The following is a 17,634-nucleotide window of genomic DNA, read 5'->3' as shown; positions in this document are numbered from 1 at the left end:
CAACTGATCAGGAGGGAGGCCGGCGGCGCCCCTCGCCTACCCCTCCCCTTGCGGGGGAGGGCATGTACCGCGCTCAGAGACGCAGTATGTCGTTGTAGAGGGCCAGGCCCATAATGCCCAGCACCACAGCCATGCCCACCTGCAGACCGATCATCTGCACCCTTTCAGAAACAGGCGATCCCTTGATGGCCTCAATGCCGTAATAAAGTAGATGGCCGCCGTCGAGCACGGGGATAGGAAGCAGGTTTAGCACGCCGAGACTGATACTGAGCAAGGCCAACAGAGAGAGGAACGACTGCCATCCCGCCTCGGCCGAAGAGCCGGCCACTTTAGCAATGGTGATAGGGCCGCTCAAGTTCTTGGTGGACAGCTGGCCGAGGAGCAGTTTCTTCAGGCTGTTTAGAGTAAACAAGGTCTTTTCCCAAGTCTCCTGCAAGCCTTTGGCGAAAGCGCCACCAACACCGTAGTGATAAGTCCTGACCTTGTCCTCCGGCCAGGATTCGGCCACAGGCAGCACGCCAATCTGGCCAACGCTCTCCCCGCTCTCAAGCGTCACTTCCCTGGGCACCACCGGAATTTCCAGAGACGTGCCGTCCCGCTCCACTTCAACGAGTATTTCTTCACCCGGTCGGGCGCGCACATAAGCAGACCAACTGCCCCAATCGTCAAATGTACGGCCATCGGTAAGCACGATGCGATCCCCCGCACGCAAACCGGCGCTCTCCGCTGGACTGTCCGCAGTCACTTGCGAAAGCACCATGGTGATCGGTGGCGTCCACAGCTCGAGCCCAACCTCCTTCACTGGGTCCGGCACCTCTTTACCCGACATCCAGCGATCGATATCCGCCTCCATATGGTATTCGAGCTCGGAATCCGGATAACGCACGGAGAATTCAATCGTCCCGCTATCCCCCAGGCGGTTCGCCAGCTGCCAGTTAAGCGCCTGCCAGGTGGGCGTACTCTCGCCATCGACTGCGATAATCTCCTGCCCCGGCTCCAGCCCGGCCCGCGCTGCGACACTGCCCGCCTCCACTGACTGCACGATGGGAACAGGTCCCGCCGTTCCCCCCATAAACACAACCCAAAAGAAGACGATCGCCAATAGGAAATTGGCAAAGGGGCCCGCGGCAACGATAGCCATGCGCGCCCAAACGCTCTTGCGGTTGAATGCCATGTGCAGCTCATCCTCCCGCACGGGCCCTTCGCGCTCATCCAGCATCTTGACATAACCGCCCAGAGGAATGGCGGACAGAGTGAATTCCGTGCCGTGACGATCGTAACGGGACACTAGGCGCCGGCCAAAGCCCACAGAAAATCGCAGCACCTTGACGCCACACAGACGAGCCACCAGAAAGTGGCCATATTCGTGGAAGGACACCAGTACACCGAGGGCTACTAGGGCCCAGATTACCGTCTGAATAAAATCCATACTCACTTGCAAATTCTTCGATTTCCGCCGCGTCATTCAGCCTGAGAAACACCGGCAGACGCAAACTACCAGCGCTTTGCCTCGAACGGCGCCTCAACACCATTCGGTTTGTCCACCCGGCTTAGAGCGCTTCCAGCACCTGCCGAGCTTGCAGCCGCGCATTGCAATCCGCTGTTTCGACTGCATCCAAGCCCGTCAGTTCAACAACTTGCGCACTTTTCATGACCTGCTCTATCACTGCGGGAATGCTGGTAAACGCCAACTTTCCCTCCAAAAAAGCTTCCACCGCCACCTCGTTGGCGGCATTCAAGACTGCCGGGGCACTGCCACCGGCATCCATTGCCTCCCGGGCCAGTCGCAGACACGGAAAACGCTGTATATCCGGGGCTTCGAAATCCAGGCGGCCCTGCGCAATCAGATCTAGCGCCGCCACACCGCTGTCGATACGCTCAGGGAAGGCGAGTGCATGCGCTATGGGCGTGCGCATATCCGGATTTCCCATCTGCGCCAATAGGGAACCGTCACGGTACTGCACCATGGAATGCACTATGCTCTGCGGGTGCACCACCACCTCAATCTGCTCTGGACGCGCATTAAACAGCAGGCAGGCCTCGATAAACTCCAGCCCCTTGTTCATCATGGTGGCGGAATCCACAGAGATCTTGCGCCCCATAGACCAATTGGGGTGGGCACAGGCCTCATCGGGCGTGACCCGGTGCAGATCGCTTACGGCGCGGGTACGGAAGGGCCCTCCAGAGCCGGTGAGCAGAATCTTCTCCACGCCCGCCTCCTCCAGACTGGCACAGGGCTGTGGCAGGCACTGGAATATTGCGTTGTGCTCGCTGTCGATCGGCAGCAACCGGGCGCCGCTGCGCGCCAGGGCACGCATAAATACGGGCCCGGCCATTACAAGGGCTTCTTTGTTAGCGAGCAATACTTTCTTTCCCGCCTCCACCGCCGCCAGAGTCGGGCGTAGTCCGGCGGCGCCGACAATGGCGGCCATCACCACATCCACCTGCGGATCTGAAGCCACTTGGCAAAGGCCCTCGCTCCCCCAGAGAATCTCGACAGACGACGACTCGTCCGCGAGCAGTTGGCGCAACTCCGCCGCCCCCTTCTCAGTGGCGACGACCGCAAAACGCGGCTTGAAGCGCCGACACTGCTGCGCCAATTCCGCAATGCGCCCGCGTGCGGTCAGCGCGTGGACGGCATAGCGCTGCGGGTGGCGTGCCAACACATCCAGCGTACTGACACCAATGGATCCGGTGGAACCGAGAACGGAAACGGATTGCGCGGCTTGGGATTGCATGGGCTGACTGTCTACCTCTAGGACCTCTTCTCTCCCTCGCACCGAAAACGGGTAAGGAATAACTGCTGATCGTTTTACAGGTACTTGGGCAACTCACTGGCCAGCGCGGCCATGGTAAACACCGGCAACGCCGCCGAAAGACTATCCAGGCGATCCAGAATACCACCGTGGCCCGGCAACATACGGCTACTGTCCTTAATACCCCGGTGACGTTTAAACATACTCTCCACTAAGTCACCGATCACGGATGCCAGTGCCGTTACCAGGATACCGAAGGAGAAGAGAACCGTATTCTTAAGCGGCAGGCCGAGCAGCAGCGACACGGCAAGCGCGAGAACCAGGCAGGCCCCCAGGCCGCCGAAAAACCCCTCCCACGACTTGCCCGGGCTGACTTCCCGAGCCAGCTTGTGCTTACCAAAACGACGCCCGACAAAATAAGCGCCCACGTCCGCAAACACCACGACCGCGACCACAAAAAGCACCAGCCAAGCGCCGTGCTCCTGACCGCGCAAAATCACCACCGACAACCAGGCGGGCACCAGCACCACCAGACCGATAAGTCCCCGCGCCCACCGATTGCCCCACAACATGGCGCTGGCCGGATAGCTCTGCACCCAAAGGAACGCCAGCGCCCACCACCCGCAGGCCACCGCCAGCACCTGGCGCGCGCGGTCCGCATCGGGAGAGGCAAAATCCATTGAAAAGACATACTGAGCAGTGCCGATCAGTACTCCGCCCAGGACAGCGAGAAACACGAAGCGCAAAGCGCGGTTGAGATTGGAAAGATTGGCCCATTCCCAGCCGCCGAGGAGAATGACCGCTACTGTGGCCAGAGTGAACCACTGAATAGGCAACAGGAAGAGAGCCCCGAGAAACAGAGCGACCAGTACCAGCGCAGTAATTATTCTTTGTTTTAGCACCGTAAAACCCTTCTTTATCCAATTCCCCTGGTCGCCCAGCCACATCCGGGCGAACGCAGAGTACAAGATTTTTTGGCCCCGGGATATCCGAGCGCTCAGGCTGCGGATTTTATACTCCGGCCACCACCCCGCCTTCCCCACGACCGCCGAAGCGGCGGTCCCGCCGCCGGTAAGCGGCGATCGCGGCATCGAGTTCGCTCTCGTCAAAGTCTGGCCACAGTGTATCCGTGAAATAGAATTCACTGTAGGCTGCCTGCCACAATATAAAATTGCTGATACGCTGCTCACCACTGGAACGGATCAGAAGATCCACTGGCGGCAGATCCGCCAGCTGCATGTAACCGTCCAATAGCGCCTCGGTAATGGATTCCGGGGAACGCTCGCCCGCGGCCACCTCTTCGGCCACCTCCCGCGCGGCCCGGGCAATATCCCAGCGCCCCCCGTAGTCGGCCGCAATCACCAGCTCGCCCCCTGCCCCCCCGCGGGTGCTTTCCTCCGCGGACGCAATAGCGCGCTGCAGCCGTGGAGAGAAACGGTCGCGCCGGCCGATAACTCTCAGGCGTACGCCCTCTTCCCGCATGCGCCGGGCCTCTTTGCGCAAATAGGAATAAAACAGACCCATCAGCAACTCCACCTCTTTTGGTGGACGCTGCCAGTTCTCACTGGAAAAGGCGAACAGGGTAAGCACCTCGACTCCGCGGTCCCGACAAGCCGACAACAAATCGCGGATGCGCTCGACACCGGCCTTGTGGCCGGCGGAGGGGGAAAGCCCACGGCGGGCGGCCCAGCGCCCATTGCCATCCATGATAATGGCGATATGACGCGGGCCGGGAGCGCCGGCATGGGTACCACCGGCACTCATCAGATTTCCATCAAATCCTTTTCTTTGGCTGCAAGCGCCTTATCGACCTCAGCAACAAACTGATCGGTAATTTTCTGAATCTCGTCTCCTGCACGGCGCTCCTCATCCTCGGAGATCTGCTTGTCTTTGACGAGTGCCTTGACGTCCGCAAGTGCGTCGCGGCGAATATTGCGAATGGACACGCGCGCGGTTTCCGCCTCGCTCTTCGCCTGGCGAATGAAGTTCTTGCGGGTTTCCTCGGTCAAGGCCGGCATGGGTATACGGATGACCGCGCCCGCAGTGGCCGGATTCAGCCCCAAGTCGGACTTCATGATGGCCTTCTCAATTTCCGGCACCAGGTTTTTTTCCCAGGGGGTAACAGACAAGGTGCGCGCATCCTCTACCGTGATATTCGCCACCTGGGACAGCGGGGTATCACTGCCGTAATAGGAGACATGAATGCCGTCGAGAATACTCGGATGCGCGCGACCGGTACGGATTTTATTGAAGTTACCGGCCAGTGCATCGAGCGCCTTGCCCATACGCGCTTTCGCTTCTTTTTTGATATCTTCGATCACTGTTCCACTTCCTCTTCGATTAGCGTGCCCTCTTCGCCGCCCACAACAATATTGAGCAGCGCACCGGCCTTGTCCATGCGGAATACCCGCACAGGCATATTGTGTTCACGGCACAGGCAAATTGCGGTTAAATCCATCACCCCGAGTTTCTTGTCCAATACCTCATCGTAAGTGAGGCGGTCGTAACGGGTAGCCGTCGGGTCCAACACAGGGTCGGCGGAATAAACGCCATCGACTTTGGTGGCCTTCAGCACGAGCTCCGCTTCTATTTCGATGCCGCGCAAGCAGGCGGCGGAATCCGTAGTAAAGAAAGGATTGCCAGTGCCCGCGGCAAATATCAGCACCTCGCCACGCTCCAAAAAGCGGATAGCCGCACGGCGGTCATAGTGGTCGACGATACCGCTCATCTGAATGGAGGACATCACTCGGGAGGAAATATTTGAACGCTCGAGCGCATCGCGCAGGGCCAGCGCGTTCATCACCGTGGCGAGCATACCCATGTGGTCTCCGGTCACCCGGTCCAAGCCCGCGGCGTTCAGCGCCGCTCCGCGAAACAGGTTGCCACCGCCGACCACCAGCCCCACCTGCACTCCGATGCCCACCAATTGGCCTATTTCCAGCGCCATCTTATCCAGCACCTTGGGGCTGATCCCAAAGCCCTGATCGCCCATCAGCTCTTCGCCACTGAGTTTTAACAGTATTCGCTTGTACTTACGGTCTTTAACACCGGGCATCCATCGGTCCTCATCTAGCGCTGGCAGAGTTCGCCGCCGAACATTACAACAAATTCGGTCATTTACACAGAGGGGTGCCCGGCGCAACTCTTTCCGAGCCCGCCAGAGCACCCCACCGCAAACGGGCGCCCTGTGGACGCCCAATGAGTCTGATCAGGAGGAGGACTTGACCTGCGCGGCCACTTCCGCCGCAAAATCCGTCTCTTCCTTCTCTATACCCTCGCCCACCTCGAAGCGGACAAAAGACACGACTTCCGCGCCGCCATCCTTGACCAGCTTGCCGACACTTACATCCGGATTCTTGACAAAGGGCTGCTCCACAAGGCTGTTCTCCTTGAGGAACTTCTTGATACGACCGCCCATCATCTTCTCGACGATCTCGGCCGGCTTGCCTTCCATATCCGGCTGGGCCTTGATAATTTCCTTTTCTTTGTCCAGCACATCGGCGGGCATATCTTCGGGCTTATTCACCTGCGGATTGACCGCTGCCACATGCATGGCGACATCCTTGGCCAGCTCAACGCTGCCACCACTCAGCGCCACCAGGGCGGCGATGCGGCTGTTGGAGTGTACATAGGCACCGACAACCGGCGCTTCCACCAGCTGCACGCGGCGCACGCCAATGTTCTCGCCGATCTTTTGGACCAGCGCTTCGCGCGCGGCTTCCAGCTCACCTTCCATCAAGGCCGCTACATCCTCCTGACGCTCAGCAAAGGCTTTGTCGACAACCTTGACCACAAAAGCCTGGAAATTGTCATCGCGGGCGACGAAGTCGGTCTCGGAATTCACCTCCACCAGCACACCGTAACTGCCGTCTTCGGCCACTTTGGCAGCAACAATGCCATCCGCAGCGGTGCGGCCAGCTTTTTTAGCGGCCTTCAGGCCGGAGGCTTTGCGCAGATTTTCAATCGCTTTTTCAATATCACCGTCCGCCTCGGTCAGTGCCTTCTTGCACTCCATCATCGGCAGGCCGGTGCGCTCGCGCAGTTCTTTTACCATAGACGCGGTAATCGCCATGATTCAATCCTCGGGGTCTATCTCTGAAAAATTAGAAAAAAGGGGCCGGTCGAGGGCCCCCTTTTTCGCGTTCGCAGTGTAACGGCGTTGTGTTACACCACTGCGCCCTGCGGCTCTCGATTACTCGGAATCCGCAGCGGCCTCGTCGTCACTTGCTTCGACATATTCATCCGCGGCCGCACTGCCGCCTGCCTCAGCAGTACCGGCAACCACAGCATCCGCTACAGCGGTGGTGTACAGCTTGATGGCACGGATGGCATCGTCGTTGCCAGGGATAACATAGTCAACGCCATCCGGGTTGCTATTGGTATCCACTACACCGATTACAGGGATGCCCAGTTTGTTGGCTTCCTGAATAGCGATGCGCTCGTGCTCAACATCGATGACAAAGAGCGCATCCGGCAGGCCAGCCATATCCTTGATACCGCCGATAGAGCGCTCCAACTTCTCCATGGCACGGGTGCGCATCAGCGCTTCTTTCTTGGTCAACTTGTCAAAAGTACCGTCCTGGGATTGAGTCTCCAGGTCGCGGTAACGCTTGATAGAGGCACGGATAGTCTTGTAGTTAGTGAGCATACCACCCAGCCAGCGGTTGCTGACATAGGGCATGCCACAGCGCTCGGCCTGCTCCTTGACGGATTTCTGCGCGGCGCGCTTGGTGCCTACGAACAGAATTTTCTTTTTCTGAGCGGCCATTCCCTTGATAACCTGCAGGGCCTCATTAAAAGCCGGAACAGTGTGCTCAAGGTTGATGATGTGAATCTTGTTGCGGGCACCGAAGATATATTGACCCATCTTCGGGTTCCAGTAGCGGGTCTGGTGACCAAAGTGGACACCAGCCTGCAGCATATCGCGCATGCTGACTTGCGGCATAACAAACACCTCGATTGTACGGGTTACTCCTCCACACATCCCATGCACCAACCCCATCCAGCCGAATTGGACAGAGCACCCAGACGCATGTGCCGATGTGTGTGCGGCATTAAACTCACTCCGGGACAGCCCCGGAGCGGCGCGCTTTATACCATATTCGCCCCCGCACCGGAAGAGCCCACCAAGACTCTCCGCGGTCCGGGCGCAGTTTACCCGCCCCAAGCGCAAAAGCCGCCCGTCCCGGAGTGCCCTCCCCCGGCCAATCCGCTACAATACGGCGCCACGCCAAACAGCAAGGATTTTCCATGACAGCTATCAAGACTCCGGAACAGATCGCCAAAATGCGTATTGCCGGCCGCCTGGCCGCGGAAGTGCTGGAAATGATCGGCGAGTACGTTGTCCCCGGCGTCTCCACAGAGGAACTGGACAGGCGCTGCCACGACCATATAGTCAATGTGCAAAAAGCCATTCCCGCCTGCCTCGGCTACCGCGGATTTCCAAAATCCATCTGTACGTCTGTCAACGAAGTGGTCTGCCACGGCATTCCATCGGAAAGCAAAATCCTGAAAAAGGGCGACATCATCAATATCGATGTCACCGTCATCAAGGACGGCTGGTACGGCGACACCAGCAAGATGTTCTTTGTTGGCAAGCCGGCCCCCCACGCAGAGCGCCTGGTGCGGGTGACTCAAGAATGTCTGTACAAGGCGATCGATATCGTGCGCCCCGGCACCACACTCGGCGATATCGGCCACGTGATCCAACAGCACGCGGAAAAGAACTACTATTCCGTGGTGCGCGATTTTTGCGGCCACGGCATTGGCGACGTCTTTCACGAGGACCCGCAGGTGCTCCACTATGGCAAGCCAGGCACCGGTGAAGTGTTGAAGGAAGGCATGACTTTTACCATCGAGCCGATGATCAACGCCGGCAAGGCCGCCACCCGCGTTCTCGGCGATGGCTGGACCGCTATTACTAAGGACCGCCGCCTGTCCGCCCAATGGGAGCACACTATGGTGGTCACTAGCAGTGGCGTAGAAGTTCTGACAGCGCGCAGTGAAGAACATTTTTGAGACCCTGAGCCTGGAACAAGCCTATAGCCCGACGCCCTGGCCCCACTGCGGGCGCCGCTCGCCTGAGGTCACGGACGGCCGCGCAAGCGCAAAGGGGCACACTGGCAGCGCGCGCCGCGAACAGTAACTTCAGCCAGGGCGGCCACCTCGAGCCTGCTCAATGGCACTGCGAATCCCTGAATAAACCAAGATGCAGCTGGCCAACACCCCCTACTTCGAACGCCCCCTGTTCTTCTTCGATCAGGGCCGCTTCCGCAAGGCCCTCACTGAAGGCGTCAAGCCCCCGCTCACCATTTTCAAAGACGCCTTCGCCGCCGCCGACACCCAGATGGCGGAGCGTTTCCGCGAAGGGGAAGATGTGCGTACACTGGTGCACGAGCGGGCGCTATTCATCGACTGCCTTCTGCATTACGCCTGGTATCAATACGACTGGCCGAACGGTATCAGTCTGCTGGCAGTGGGCGGCTACGGCCGCGGAGAGCTGCACCCCCACTCGGATATCGATCTGTTGATACTGACCGACGGCTCCGCCGCCCCGGACACTATCGACAATATCGAGCGGTTGGTGGCGTTTCTCTGGGATCTGGGGCTGGATATCGGTCACTCGGTGCGCACCATTGACCACTGTCTGGAACTGGCCGCCGAAGACATCACGGTGGCAACCAACCTGATGGAGTGCCGCACCGTTGTGGGTGACGACAGCTTGCGCGAACGGCTCACCGAAGGTTTGGCTCCCGATAAGTTGTGGCCGGCAGAGCAATTCTTTTCCGCCAAATACGCCGAGCAGTGCGACCGCCACAACAAGCAGCAGGCGGCGGAATACATCCTTGAGCCCAATATCAAAAACTCCCCCGGCGGCCTACGCGATATTCAAACCATCGGCTGGGTAGCCAAGCGCTATTTCCAAGTGCGCACGCTCAAGCAACTGCAGGGCCAAGGCTTCTTTACCGAAGATGAATTCGCGATTCTTCAGTCCGGGGAAGACTTCCTCTGGCGGGTCCGCTATGGGTTACACCTGCTGGCCGGACGCGCCGAGGAGCGGCTGTTGTTCGACTATCAGCGCGAACTGGCAAAGCAATTCGGCTACGTGGACAGCGGTACCCAACTGGCGGTGGAACAATTCATGCACAACTACTACCGCATCGTGATGGCACTGCGGGAACTGAACGACGTGCTGCTGCAATTCCTGAATGAGGCCATACTGCAACGCGGCCAACACCAGGTAGTCAAGCCGATTAACGAGCGCTTCCAGCTGCGCGACAACACCATTGAAGTCACCCAGACCCGCGTCTTCACCGAGACCCCCTCAGCGCTGCTGGAAATCTTTGTACTCATGGCGGAAAAACCCGAGATCCGGGACGTGCGCGCCTCCACCATCCGCCTGATCCGCGAACACCGTCACCTGATCGATGAACGCTTCCGCGCCGACCCGTGCAATGCGGAGCTGTTTATGCAACTGCTGCGCTCCCCCCGCGGCCTCTCCACCCAGCTTTCCCGCATGACCCGCTACGGTATTCTCGGCCGCTACCTGCCGGAATTCGGCCGGGTGACCGGGCAAATGCAACACGACCTTTTTCATATTTATACCGTGGACGCGCACACCCTGCAGGTAGTGCGCAATATGCGCGCTTTCCGCAGCCCGGAGGCCTGGCAAAAATTTCCTATCGCGGCCGAAATTTTGTCGCGCATGCGCAAACCGGAGCTTCTGTATATCGCCGGCCTCTATCACGATATCGCCAAAGGACGCGGCGGCGATCACTCCAAGCTGGGCGTAGCGGATGCCGATGCCTTCTGCCGCCGCCATCAGTTGCCTGGCAGAGACCGGCGCCTGGTGTGCTGGCTGGTGGAAAAGCACCTATTGATGAGCCATGTTTCGCAGAAACAAGATATCAGCGATCCGGAAGTGGTACACGATTTCGCTCGCGAAGTGGGTGACCGCGAGCACCTCGACTATCTCTACGCCCTCACCGTAGCCGATATCAATGCCACCAACCCGGATCTGTGGAACAGCTGGCGCGCCAGCCTGATGCGTCAACTTTACCAGGCGACGCAACGCGCCCTGCGCCGGGGCCTGGAAAACCCCATCGATCGCGAGGAGATTATTGAAGAGACCCGCAGCCAGGCGCGCAACATGCTGCGCGCCATGGGGCTGCCGATCGGTGCCGTCGAAAACATCTGGGCTCAGATGGGCGAGGACTACTTTGTGCGCGAGAGTGCCGACAATATCACCTGGCACACCGCCGCCATACACCAACTGCACAGCAGCCGCGGCCGGGGCGACCAAAAGGATACCCTGGTGCTGACCCGCAACTCGGGCCCCGGCGAACACGACGGCGCCACCGAAGTATTCGTTTACACCCCGGACAGAGCCAACGTCTTCGCGGCCGTGGTTACCGGTCTCGATATGCTCAATCTGAACATCCACGACGCGCGACTGTACAGCTCCGCGTCCGGCTACACACTAGACACGTTTTACGTACTGGACGAATCGGGACAACCGCTACTGGACGAACCCCGGCGCCTGGAGCAAATCCGCAACACTCTGCAGCGGGAACTGGCACTGGTCGAAGATTACTCCAAAGTCATCCAGCGCAGGACACCGCGCCGCCTGAAAATGTTCGAACTGGAGAGCCGGGCCCAGCTTTCCACCGACCCCGGCAACCACTACAGCACCCTGGAGATTACCAGCGCTGACAGGCCGGGCCTGCTGGCGCGAATTGCGCGTATCTTTCTCGCCCACGACCTGCGCCTGCACAATGCCAAAATCTCCACCCTGGGCGAACGCGTGGAAGACATCTTCCATATCACCGATGCCCGCGGCCAGCCATTACTGGACGAAGCCGCCAATCGCAAACTGGAAGAAGTCATCTGCCGCGAACTGGACGCGCACCAAATCAACCATCAATAACAGCGACACAGCCCCAGCGCCGGAATAGCAGGCAACCGCCGGCACCACCCAAGGATCACGGACAGGAAACGCGAACATGTATCCAAATATCGATAAACTACAGCCCTATCCGTTTACCAAACTGGCAGCCCTAAAAAAGGGCCTGGTGCCGGCTGAAAAGCAACCGATTGCCCTGTCCATCGGGGAGCCCAAACACACCCCGCCAGTATTCGTGCGCGACGAGTTGATCGACAACCTGGACAAACTTTCCGCCTACCCGGCTACCAAGGGCATAGACCCTCTGCGACAAGCCATCGCCAAGTGGCTGTGCAAACGCTTTCAGCTCGAAGCTGTCTGCGCGGACAGTCAAGTGCTACCAGTCAACGGCACCCGCGAAGCACTCTTCGCCTTTGCACAGGCGGTGGTTTCTCCGGGCGCCAAGGTACTGATCCCCAACCCCTTCTACCAAATATACGAGGGCGCAGCCCTGCTCGCCGCGGCCAGCCCGCATTTCATCAACTGCGTTGCGGAAACAGACTTCAAACCGGATTTCGCCTCCGTGCCGGAACAGGTCTGGCACGACTGTGAACTACTGTATATCTGCACCCCAGGCAACCCCACAGGCGCCCTGCTGGATGAAGCGGATCTGCGCCAACTTATCGAACTTGCGGACCGCTACGACTTCGTCATCGCCTCCGATGAATGCTACTCAGAACTTTACTTCGATGAAGAGCAGCCCCCGATGGGACTACTGCAAGTCTGCCAGCAACTGGGGCGCGATGATTTTTCCCGGTGTGTGGTGTTCCACAGCCTTTCCAAACGCTCCAATCTGCCGGGGCTGCGCTCGGGCTTTGTCGCTGGCGATGCCGAAATACTGAAAAAATTTCTGCTTTACCGCACTTACCACGGCTGTGCTATGGCGCTGCCGAGCCAGTACGCCTCTATTGCCGCCTGGCAGGACGAGCAGCACGTGCGGCATAATCGCGCTCTTTACGCGCAAAAATTTATCCAGGTGCTGGAAATTCTCGATGGCTGCCTGGACGTGCGGCAGCCCCAGGCAGGTTTCTATTTGTGGCCGAAAGTGGGAGATGGAGAGAATTTTGCGCGCGAACTCTATCGCCAGCAAAATATCACCGTGCTTCCCGGCGCCTTCCTCGCACGCGAGGTGGGCGGCGTCAATCCCGGCCGTGAATATGTGCGCATGGCACTGGTCGCGACTCTGGACGAGTGCGTCGAGGCAGCGAAACGTATCCGGGCATTCTGCGGGTAAAAACAGCAAACGCACAGCGACGGAGATCCCAACTGGAATAAGCAGGAAAAATGTCGGGAAAAAACTTACTCAAACGGGAGCGGGTGGCGTTTATCCAACAAAAACTGGACCAACTCTACCCGGAGACCCCCATCCCCCTGGACCACAAAGACCCCTATACACTGCTGGTGGCTGTACTGCTTTCGGCGCAATGCACCGATGAACGCGTCAACCAAGTCACTCCGTCGTTGTGGCAGCTGGCGGATAACCCGGCGGATATGGCACAGGTGCCAGTGGAAAAGATCCAGGAAGTTATCCGCCCCTGCGGCCTGTCACCGCAGAAATCCAGGGCCATCAGCAGACTCTCGCAGATTTTGGTCAACGAATACCACGGCCAGGTGCCGGAAAATATGGCCGCACTGGAAACCCTGCCCGGCGTGGGCCACAAGACCGCCAGTGTCGTTATGTCCCAGGCCTTTGGCCACCCGGCCTTTCCAGTGGATACCCATATCCACCGGCTGGCACAGCGCTGGGGCCTCACCAGCGGCAAAAATGTCGCGCAGACAGAGAAAGACCTGAAGCGGCTCTTTCCCCGCGAACACTGGAACAAACTGCATTTACAGATCATTTTTTACGGGCGCGAATACTGCACTGCGCGCGGCTGCGACGGCACCGTGTGCGAGATCTGTACCACCTGTTACCCGAACCGCAAAAAACCCAAGAAAACCAAAAAGGCCTGATTGTGATTACGCTCTACGGCATCAAGAACTGCGACACCGTCAAGAAAGCCCGCAAATGGCTGGAAAACAATGGTATCCAATATCAATTCCACGATTTTCGCGAGGACGGCATGGAAACAGTGCCGCTGGAATCCTGGCTGGAACAATTCGGCTGGCAGGAAGTACTCAACCGCCGCTCCACCAGCTGGCGCGCACTGAGCGACGAGCAGAAACAGGGAATGGATGACAAGGCGGCCCTGGCGCTCGCCCTGACAACCCCCACTCTCATCAAACGCCCCGTCACCGTTTCCGTCGGCACCACATTGTTTGGCTTCAAGGAAGCCGCCTTCTCCCAACTGATCTAGAAAAAGGAAATCCACCATGAGCGACATGTACAGCATTGGTTTCGGTGTCGGCACCTGCAACAGTAAGGGGGAGTGGCTGGAAGTTTACTATCCGCAACCACTGTTCCAGCCCTCGGCCGACATCGCCGCCGTGGTCAGCGAAACACTGAAAGTCAATGGAGGTAACCACACCCTGCCGTTGGACACCGCACAGCTGCAACCACTTGCGGACAAACTGACCGCCGCGGGCGCTGCCGAACAAGCGCAAATTCTGCAGCAATTCGCCTCCAGCCAACGCCCCCTGGTGGCTGTGGTCCTGAGCAGTGACGAGGCACCGCAGTCTGTGCCCGAGGCCTACCTGAAGCTGCACCTGCTCTCCCACCGCTTGGTCAAACCACACCAGACCAAACTGGATGGCATCTTTGGCGTACTGGCCAATGTTGCCTGGACCAATCAGGGAGCGATAGACCTGGAAGAGTTGCCACAGCGCCAACTGGAAGCGCGCCTCAAAGGCGAATACCTCGAAGTGGCTTGTGTGGACAAATTCCCCAAAATGACCGACTACGTGGTACCCACCGGCGTGCGCATCGCCGACACAGCCCGTGTTCGTCTCGGCGCCTATCTGGGCGAAGGCACCACCATCATGCACGAAGGCTTCGTCAACTTTAACGCAGGCACCGAAGGTCCCTGCATGATCGAGGGCCGTATCTCCGCTGGTGTGTTCGTTGGTGCGGGCTCGGATTTGGGTGGCGGCAGCTCTACCATGGGCACCTTGTCCGGCGGCGGTAATATCGTGATTTCCGTCGGCGATAACTGCCTGCTCGGCGCCAACGCTGGAATCGGCATCCCCCTGGGCGACCGCTGCACCGTGGAGGCGGGACTCTATATCACCGCCGGCACCAAAGTGGCGCTGCTGGACGAAGGCGGAAAGCTGGTGGAGCACATCAAAGCGCGCGAGCTGGCGGGCCGATCCGACCTCCTTTTCCGCCGCAACTCCGTCAACGGCGCGGTGGAGTGCCTGACGAACAAGAGTGCCATCGAGCTCAACGACGCACTGCACAGCAATTAATCCCAAGCGCGCCGCGACCGCGAGCGGCGCGCCTTATACCGGAAGATCCTCTGGCTATGCGCTTTCCGGAAATAAAGGTTCGGTGCGCTCCACAATCAACCGCAAAGCCTACGCGAATTATTCAGTGGCTCCCTGACACGTAACAACACTATGACCCCGACAATACAACTCGCCAGCGACCTGATCCGCCTTAGATCCGTTACCCCCGAAGATGCCGGCTGCATGCCCATGATGGTCGAGCGCCTGGAAAAAATCGGCTTCAAAACCACCTGGCTGCGCCGCGGAGACACTGACAACTTCTGGGCCGTGCGCGAAGGCAGTAACCAGGGCCCGCTGTTCGCCTTCGCGGGCCACACCGACGTGGTACCTACAGGGCCGGAAGACAACTGGCGGCACCCGCCCTTTGCGGCACATATCGAAGAGGGCTATCTCTACGGCCGCGGTGCGGCGGATATGAAAGGCTCACTGGCAGCTATGGTGGTTGCCTGCGAAGAATTCATCGCCAAACATCCGGACCACAAGGGACGCATCGCTTTCCTTATCACCAGCGACGAAGAAGGGCCAGCCCACAACGGCACCGTCAAGGTGGTTGAATGGCTGGAGGACCAGGGCGAGAAGATCGACTGCTGCCTGGTCGGAGAACCCTCGAGCACGGCGTGCGTCGGCGATGTCATCAAGAACGGCCGCCGCGGCTCACTGGGTCTGGAGCTGACTGTCTATGGTATTCAGGGCCATGTTGCCTACCCACATTTGGCGGAGAACCCAATCCACAAGCTGGCACCGGCACTGGCTGAACTCGCTGCCGAGGAATGGGACAAGGGCAACGATTTTTTCCCTGCCACCAGCTTCCAGGTATCCAATATCAACGGCGGCACCGGCGCGACCAATGTCATTCCCGGAGAAGTAAAAGTGGTGTGCAACTGGCGCTTTTCCACCGAAACCACCGCCGGAGAACTGGAAGAGCGCACGCGTGCAATTCTCGATAAGCATGGACTCAAATACACAGCCGACTTCAAACTCTCGGGCCAGCCCTTTCTCACCGCCGAAGGTCCCCTGGTAGAAGCGGCGCAGGCGGCCATCCGATCCGTTGCCGGTTTCGACACCCAACTATCCACCGCCGGTGGCACCTCCGACGGCCGCTTTATCGCGCCGACGGGTGCACAAGTGGTGGAACTGGGACCGGTAAACGCCACCATTCACAAAGTCGATGAGTGTGTTAAAGCCGAGGATCTGGATAAGCTCAAGGATATGTATCGGGAAATTCTTTCCCGCCTGCTGACGTAACCGGTATCATCCGCTGTAAGCGCACTCGCTTGCCCGGCTAAGTGCGCTTATTAGCGCGGGATACCGCCAGTGGGGGAAACAACATTCAGACGGGTGGCACTGACACAGTCCACCGAGCTGTAGCGCAAGGCTGCGCGAACAGCGAGCACCTGTGCTCGCCTTCCTGGATCGACACAACGGCACCGGGCCGCTGTGAGCGGAAAATAACAGGGCTACCGCGACTAACGGTTTAATGTAGCCGCCTGTGACCAGAAGCGCGCGGGCTCTGGTCCGGCGCTTCATAGGAATGGGTCAACACAAAGTAGTAGATTACCTGCGGCTGCCCCTGTATCTCGGCAACCAGGTCGAAGTTGTACTCGCCTTTCTCGCCGGGTGTGATTTTCACCGCAGTCACATGCTCCGGCTCAATAAACATTTCCGCAACCGGGCGCTTACCGCGCATCACCTGCACAAGCAAAGTGCGCACATCTTCCTCACTGAAACGCCAGTGGTAGTCATCATCATCGAAGACCACAGAGTCGGCGGTGCCTGCGCGCAGAATGCAATTGGGATGTTCGGTGAGCCAATGCCAGAACTCTTTGAAGGAGAGCGTATTTTTCATAGGCCGATCAGTCATCCAGCTCCAGTACGCTGTCGGCACCGCCTTCGAGACCAAACGCCTCTGCGATCTGCCGGCACCAGCGGTTTAGGCGCTCGCCCGTCAAGTCTTCCTGCTGATCCTCATCAATAGCGAGGCCAACGAACATGCCCTCGCCCTCGATTTCCGCTTTGGATGACTCGAATTCGTAGCCATCGGTGGGCCAGTGGCCGACAATGGTCGCCCCCCTGGCGACGATCTCGTCGTGCAACATCCCCATGGCATCGAGGAAATAGTCGCCATAACCGAACTGGTCGCCGAGGCCAAACAGTGCCACCGTCTTTCCGGTAAAGTCCATTGACTGCAGATCTTCCCAAAACTCTTCCCAGTCGGACTGTATCTGCCCGAAATCCCAGGTGGGGATTCCGAAGATAAGCTGGTCGTAATCGGCGATCTCCAGCTGGGTGACGTCGGCAATATCGTATATGTCCACCCGTTCCTCACCCAGGCGGGCCTGAATGCGCAGAGCCACACCCTCGGTGTTGCCCTCGTCACTGCCGTAAAACAAGCCGATTTTGCGCACGTTCTCTCCTCTTCTGGACACTGGTCCGACATTCCGGTTGGGGCGGCGGCGTATTCTCCCAGCAATACCGGGGCACGGCAAGCCGGCGGGCGATCAGGAAAGAGAATAAAAAAGCCCCCGCTGAGCAGGGGCAAGGGGGTGGTATCTC

17 protein-coding genes are annotated in these 17,634 nt (G+C 58.9%); 7 read left to right on the top strand and 10 right to left on the bottom strand.

Going from position 1 to position 17,634, the window contains the following annotated elements:
* Nucleotides 1-73 precede the first annotated feature (73 nt).
* The 8 genes from rseP to rpsB form a co-directional block, all read right to left on the bottom strand.
* Entirely contained in the window at nt 74-1,429 is a 1,356-nt protein-coding gene (gene rseP, locus BM155_RS02175) for an RIP metalloprotease RseP (RefSeq protein WP_074900833.1), read from the bottom strand.
* A gap of 121 nt (nt 1,430-1,550) precedes the next feature.
* Nucleotides 1,551-2,738, bottom strand: a complete 1,188-nt coding sequence (gene ispC, locus BM155_RS02170; RefSeq protein ID WP_067152602.1) for a 1-deoxy-D-xylulose-5-phosphate reductoisomerase — start codon at nt 2,736-2,738, stop codon at nt 1,551-1,553.
* 74 nt (nt 2,739-2,812) lie between these two features.
* Nucleotides 2,813-3,658 (bottom strand): phosphatidate cytidylyltransferase, encoded by an 846-nt coding sequence (locus tag BM155_RS02165; protein ID WP_067157565.1) that lies wholly within the window; start codon nt 3,656-3,658, stop codon nt 2,813-2,815.
* A 109-nt stretch (nt 3,659-3,767) separates the two neighbouring features.
* Nucleotides 3,768-4,520 carry a polyprenyl diphosphate synthase gene (gene uppS / locus BM155_RS02160; protein WP_074900829.1) on the bottom strand — a complete coding sequence of 251 codons (753 nt, stop codon included), beginning with the start codon at nt 4,518-4,520 and terminating at the stop codon, nt 3,768-3,770.
* On the bottom strand, nt 4,520-5,077 hold the full coding sequence (gene frr, locus BM155_RS02155) for a ribosome recycling factor (protein ID WP_067152598.1): 558 nt from the start codon (nt 5,075-5,077) through the stop codon (nt 4,520-4,522). Before frr ends, uppS begins: the two co-directional genes overlap by 1 nt.
* Nucleotides 5,074-5,811, bottom strand: a complete 738-nt coding sequence (gene pyrH, locus BM155_RS02150; protein ID WP_067152596.1) for a UMP kinase — start codon at nt 5,809-5,811, stop codon at nt 5,074-5,076. Before pyrH ends, frr begins: the two co-directional genes overlap by 4 nt.
* A 153-nt stretch (nt 5,812-5,964) precedes the next feature.
* Nucleotides 5,965-6,828 carry a translation elongation factor Ts gene (gene tsf, locus BM155_RS02145; protein ID WP_067152594.1) on the bottom strand — a complete coding sequence of 288 codons (864 nt, stop codon included), beginning with the start codon at nt 6,826-6,828 and terminating at the stop codon, nt 5,965-5,967.
* A gap of 120 nt (nt 6,829-6,948) precedes the next feature.
* Complete coding sequence (rpsB, locus tag BM155_RS02140; RefSeq protein WP_067152592.1) at nt 6,949-7,701, bottom strand: 30S ribosomal protein S2; 753 nt, start codon at nt 7,699-7,701, stop codon at nt 6,949-6,951.
* A 305-nt stretch (nt 7,702-8,006) separates the two neighbouring features.
* On the opposite strand from rpsB, the gene map reads away from it, so the two are divergent.
* The 7 genes from map (at nt 8,007) to dapE (ending at nt 16,326) form a co-directional block, all read left to right on the top strand.
* A complete protein-coding gene (map, locus tag BM155_RS02135; protein WP_074900827.1) occupies nt 8,007-8,774 on the top strand; it encodes a type I methionyl aminopeptidase in 768 nt (255 codons plus the stop codon).
* A 190-nt stretch (nt 8,775-8,964) separates the two neighbouring features.
* Nucleotides 8,965-11,682 carry a [protein-PII] uridylyltransferase gene (locus BM155_RS02130; protein ID WP_074900824.1) on the top strand — a complete coding sequence of 906 codons (2,718 nt, stop codon included), beginning with the start codon at nt 8,965-8,967 and terminating at the stop codon, nt 11,680-11,682.
* 76 nt (nt 11,683-11,758) lie between these two features.
* On the top strand, nt 11,759-12,931 hold the full coding sequence (gene dapC / locus BM155_RS02125; protein ID WP_074900821.1) for a succinyldiaminopimelate transaminase: 1,173 nt from the start codon (nt 11,759-11,761) through the stop codon (nt 12,929-12,931).
* 50 nt (nt 12,932-12,981) lie between these two features.
* Entirely contained in the window at nt 12,982-13,650 is a 669-nt protein-coding gene (gene nth / locus BM155_RS02120; RefSeq protein ID WP_067152584.1) for an endonuclease III, read from the top strand.
* A 2-nt stretch (nt 13,651-13,652) separates the two neighbouring features.
* The gene (locus BM155_RS02115; protein ID WP_074900820.1) at nt 13,653-13,994 is read left to right on the top strand and encodes an ArsC family reductase; all 342 of its coding nucleotides are present in this window, start codon (nt 13,653-13,655) and stop codon (nt 13,992-13,994) included.
* 16 nt (nt 13,995-14,010) lie between these two features.
* Nucleotides 14,011-15,042, top strand: a complete 1,032-nt coding sequence (gene dapD, locus BM155_RS02110) for a 2,3,4,5-tetrahydropyridine-2,6-dicarboxylate N-succinyltransferase (RefSeq protein ID WP_067152580.1) — start codon at nt 14,011-14,013, stop codon at nt 15,040-15,042.
* Nucleotides 15,043-15,192: 150 nt separating this feature from the next.
* Nucleotides 15,193-16,326 carry a succinyl-diaminopimelate desuccinylase gene (gene dapE, locus BM155_RS02105; RefSeq protein ID WP_074900818.1) on the top strand — a complete coding sequence of 378 codons (1,134 nt, stop codon included), beginning with the start codon at nt 15,193-15,195 and terminating at the stop codon, nt 16,324-16,326.
* 229 nt (nt 16,327-16,555) lie between these two features.
* Here dapE and BM155_RS02100 read toward each other — a convergent pair whose 3' ends face one another.
* Both BM155_RS02100 and BM155_RS02095 read right to left on the bottom strand, forming a co-directional pair.
* Entirely contained in the window at nt 16,556-16,942 is a 387-nt protein-coding gene (locus BM155_RS02100) for a hypothetical protein (RefSeq protein ID WP_074900816.1), read from the bottom strand.
* Nucleotides 16,935-17,486 carry a flavodoxin gene (locus BM155_RS02095; protein ID WP_067152574.1) on the bottom strand — a complete coding sequence of 184 codons (552 nt, stop codon included), beginning with the start codon at nt 17,484-17,486 and terminating at the stop codon, nt 16,935-16,937. Before BM155_RS02095 ends, BM155_RS02100 begins: the two co-directional genes overlap by 8 nt.
* Between the last annotated feature and the right edge of the window lie 148 nt (nt 17,487-17,634).

The organism is Microbulbifer thermotolerans (assembly GCF_900112305.1).
Taxonomy (GTDB): Bacteria; Pseudomonadota; Gammaproteobacteria; order Pseudomonadales; family Cellvibrionaceae; genus Microbulbifer; species Microbulbifer thermotolerans.
Note: the sequence above shows the minus strand (reverse complement) of the source record. Positions and strands in the feature narration are given on the sequence as shown.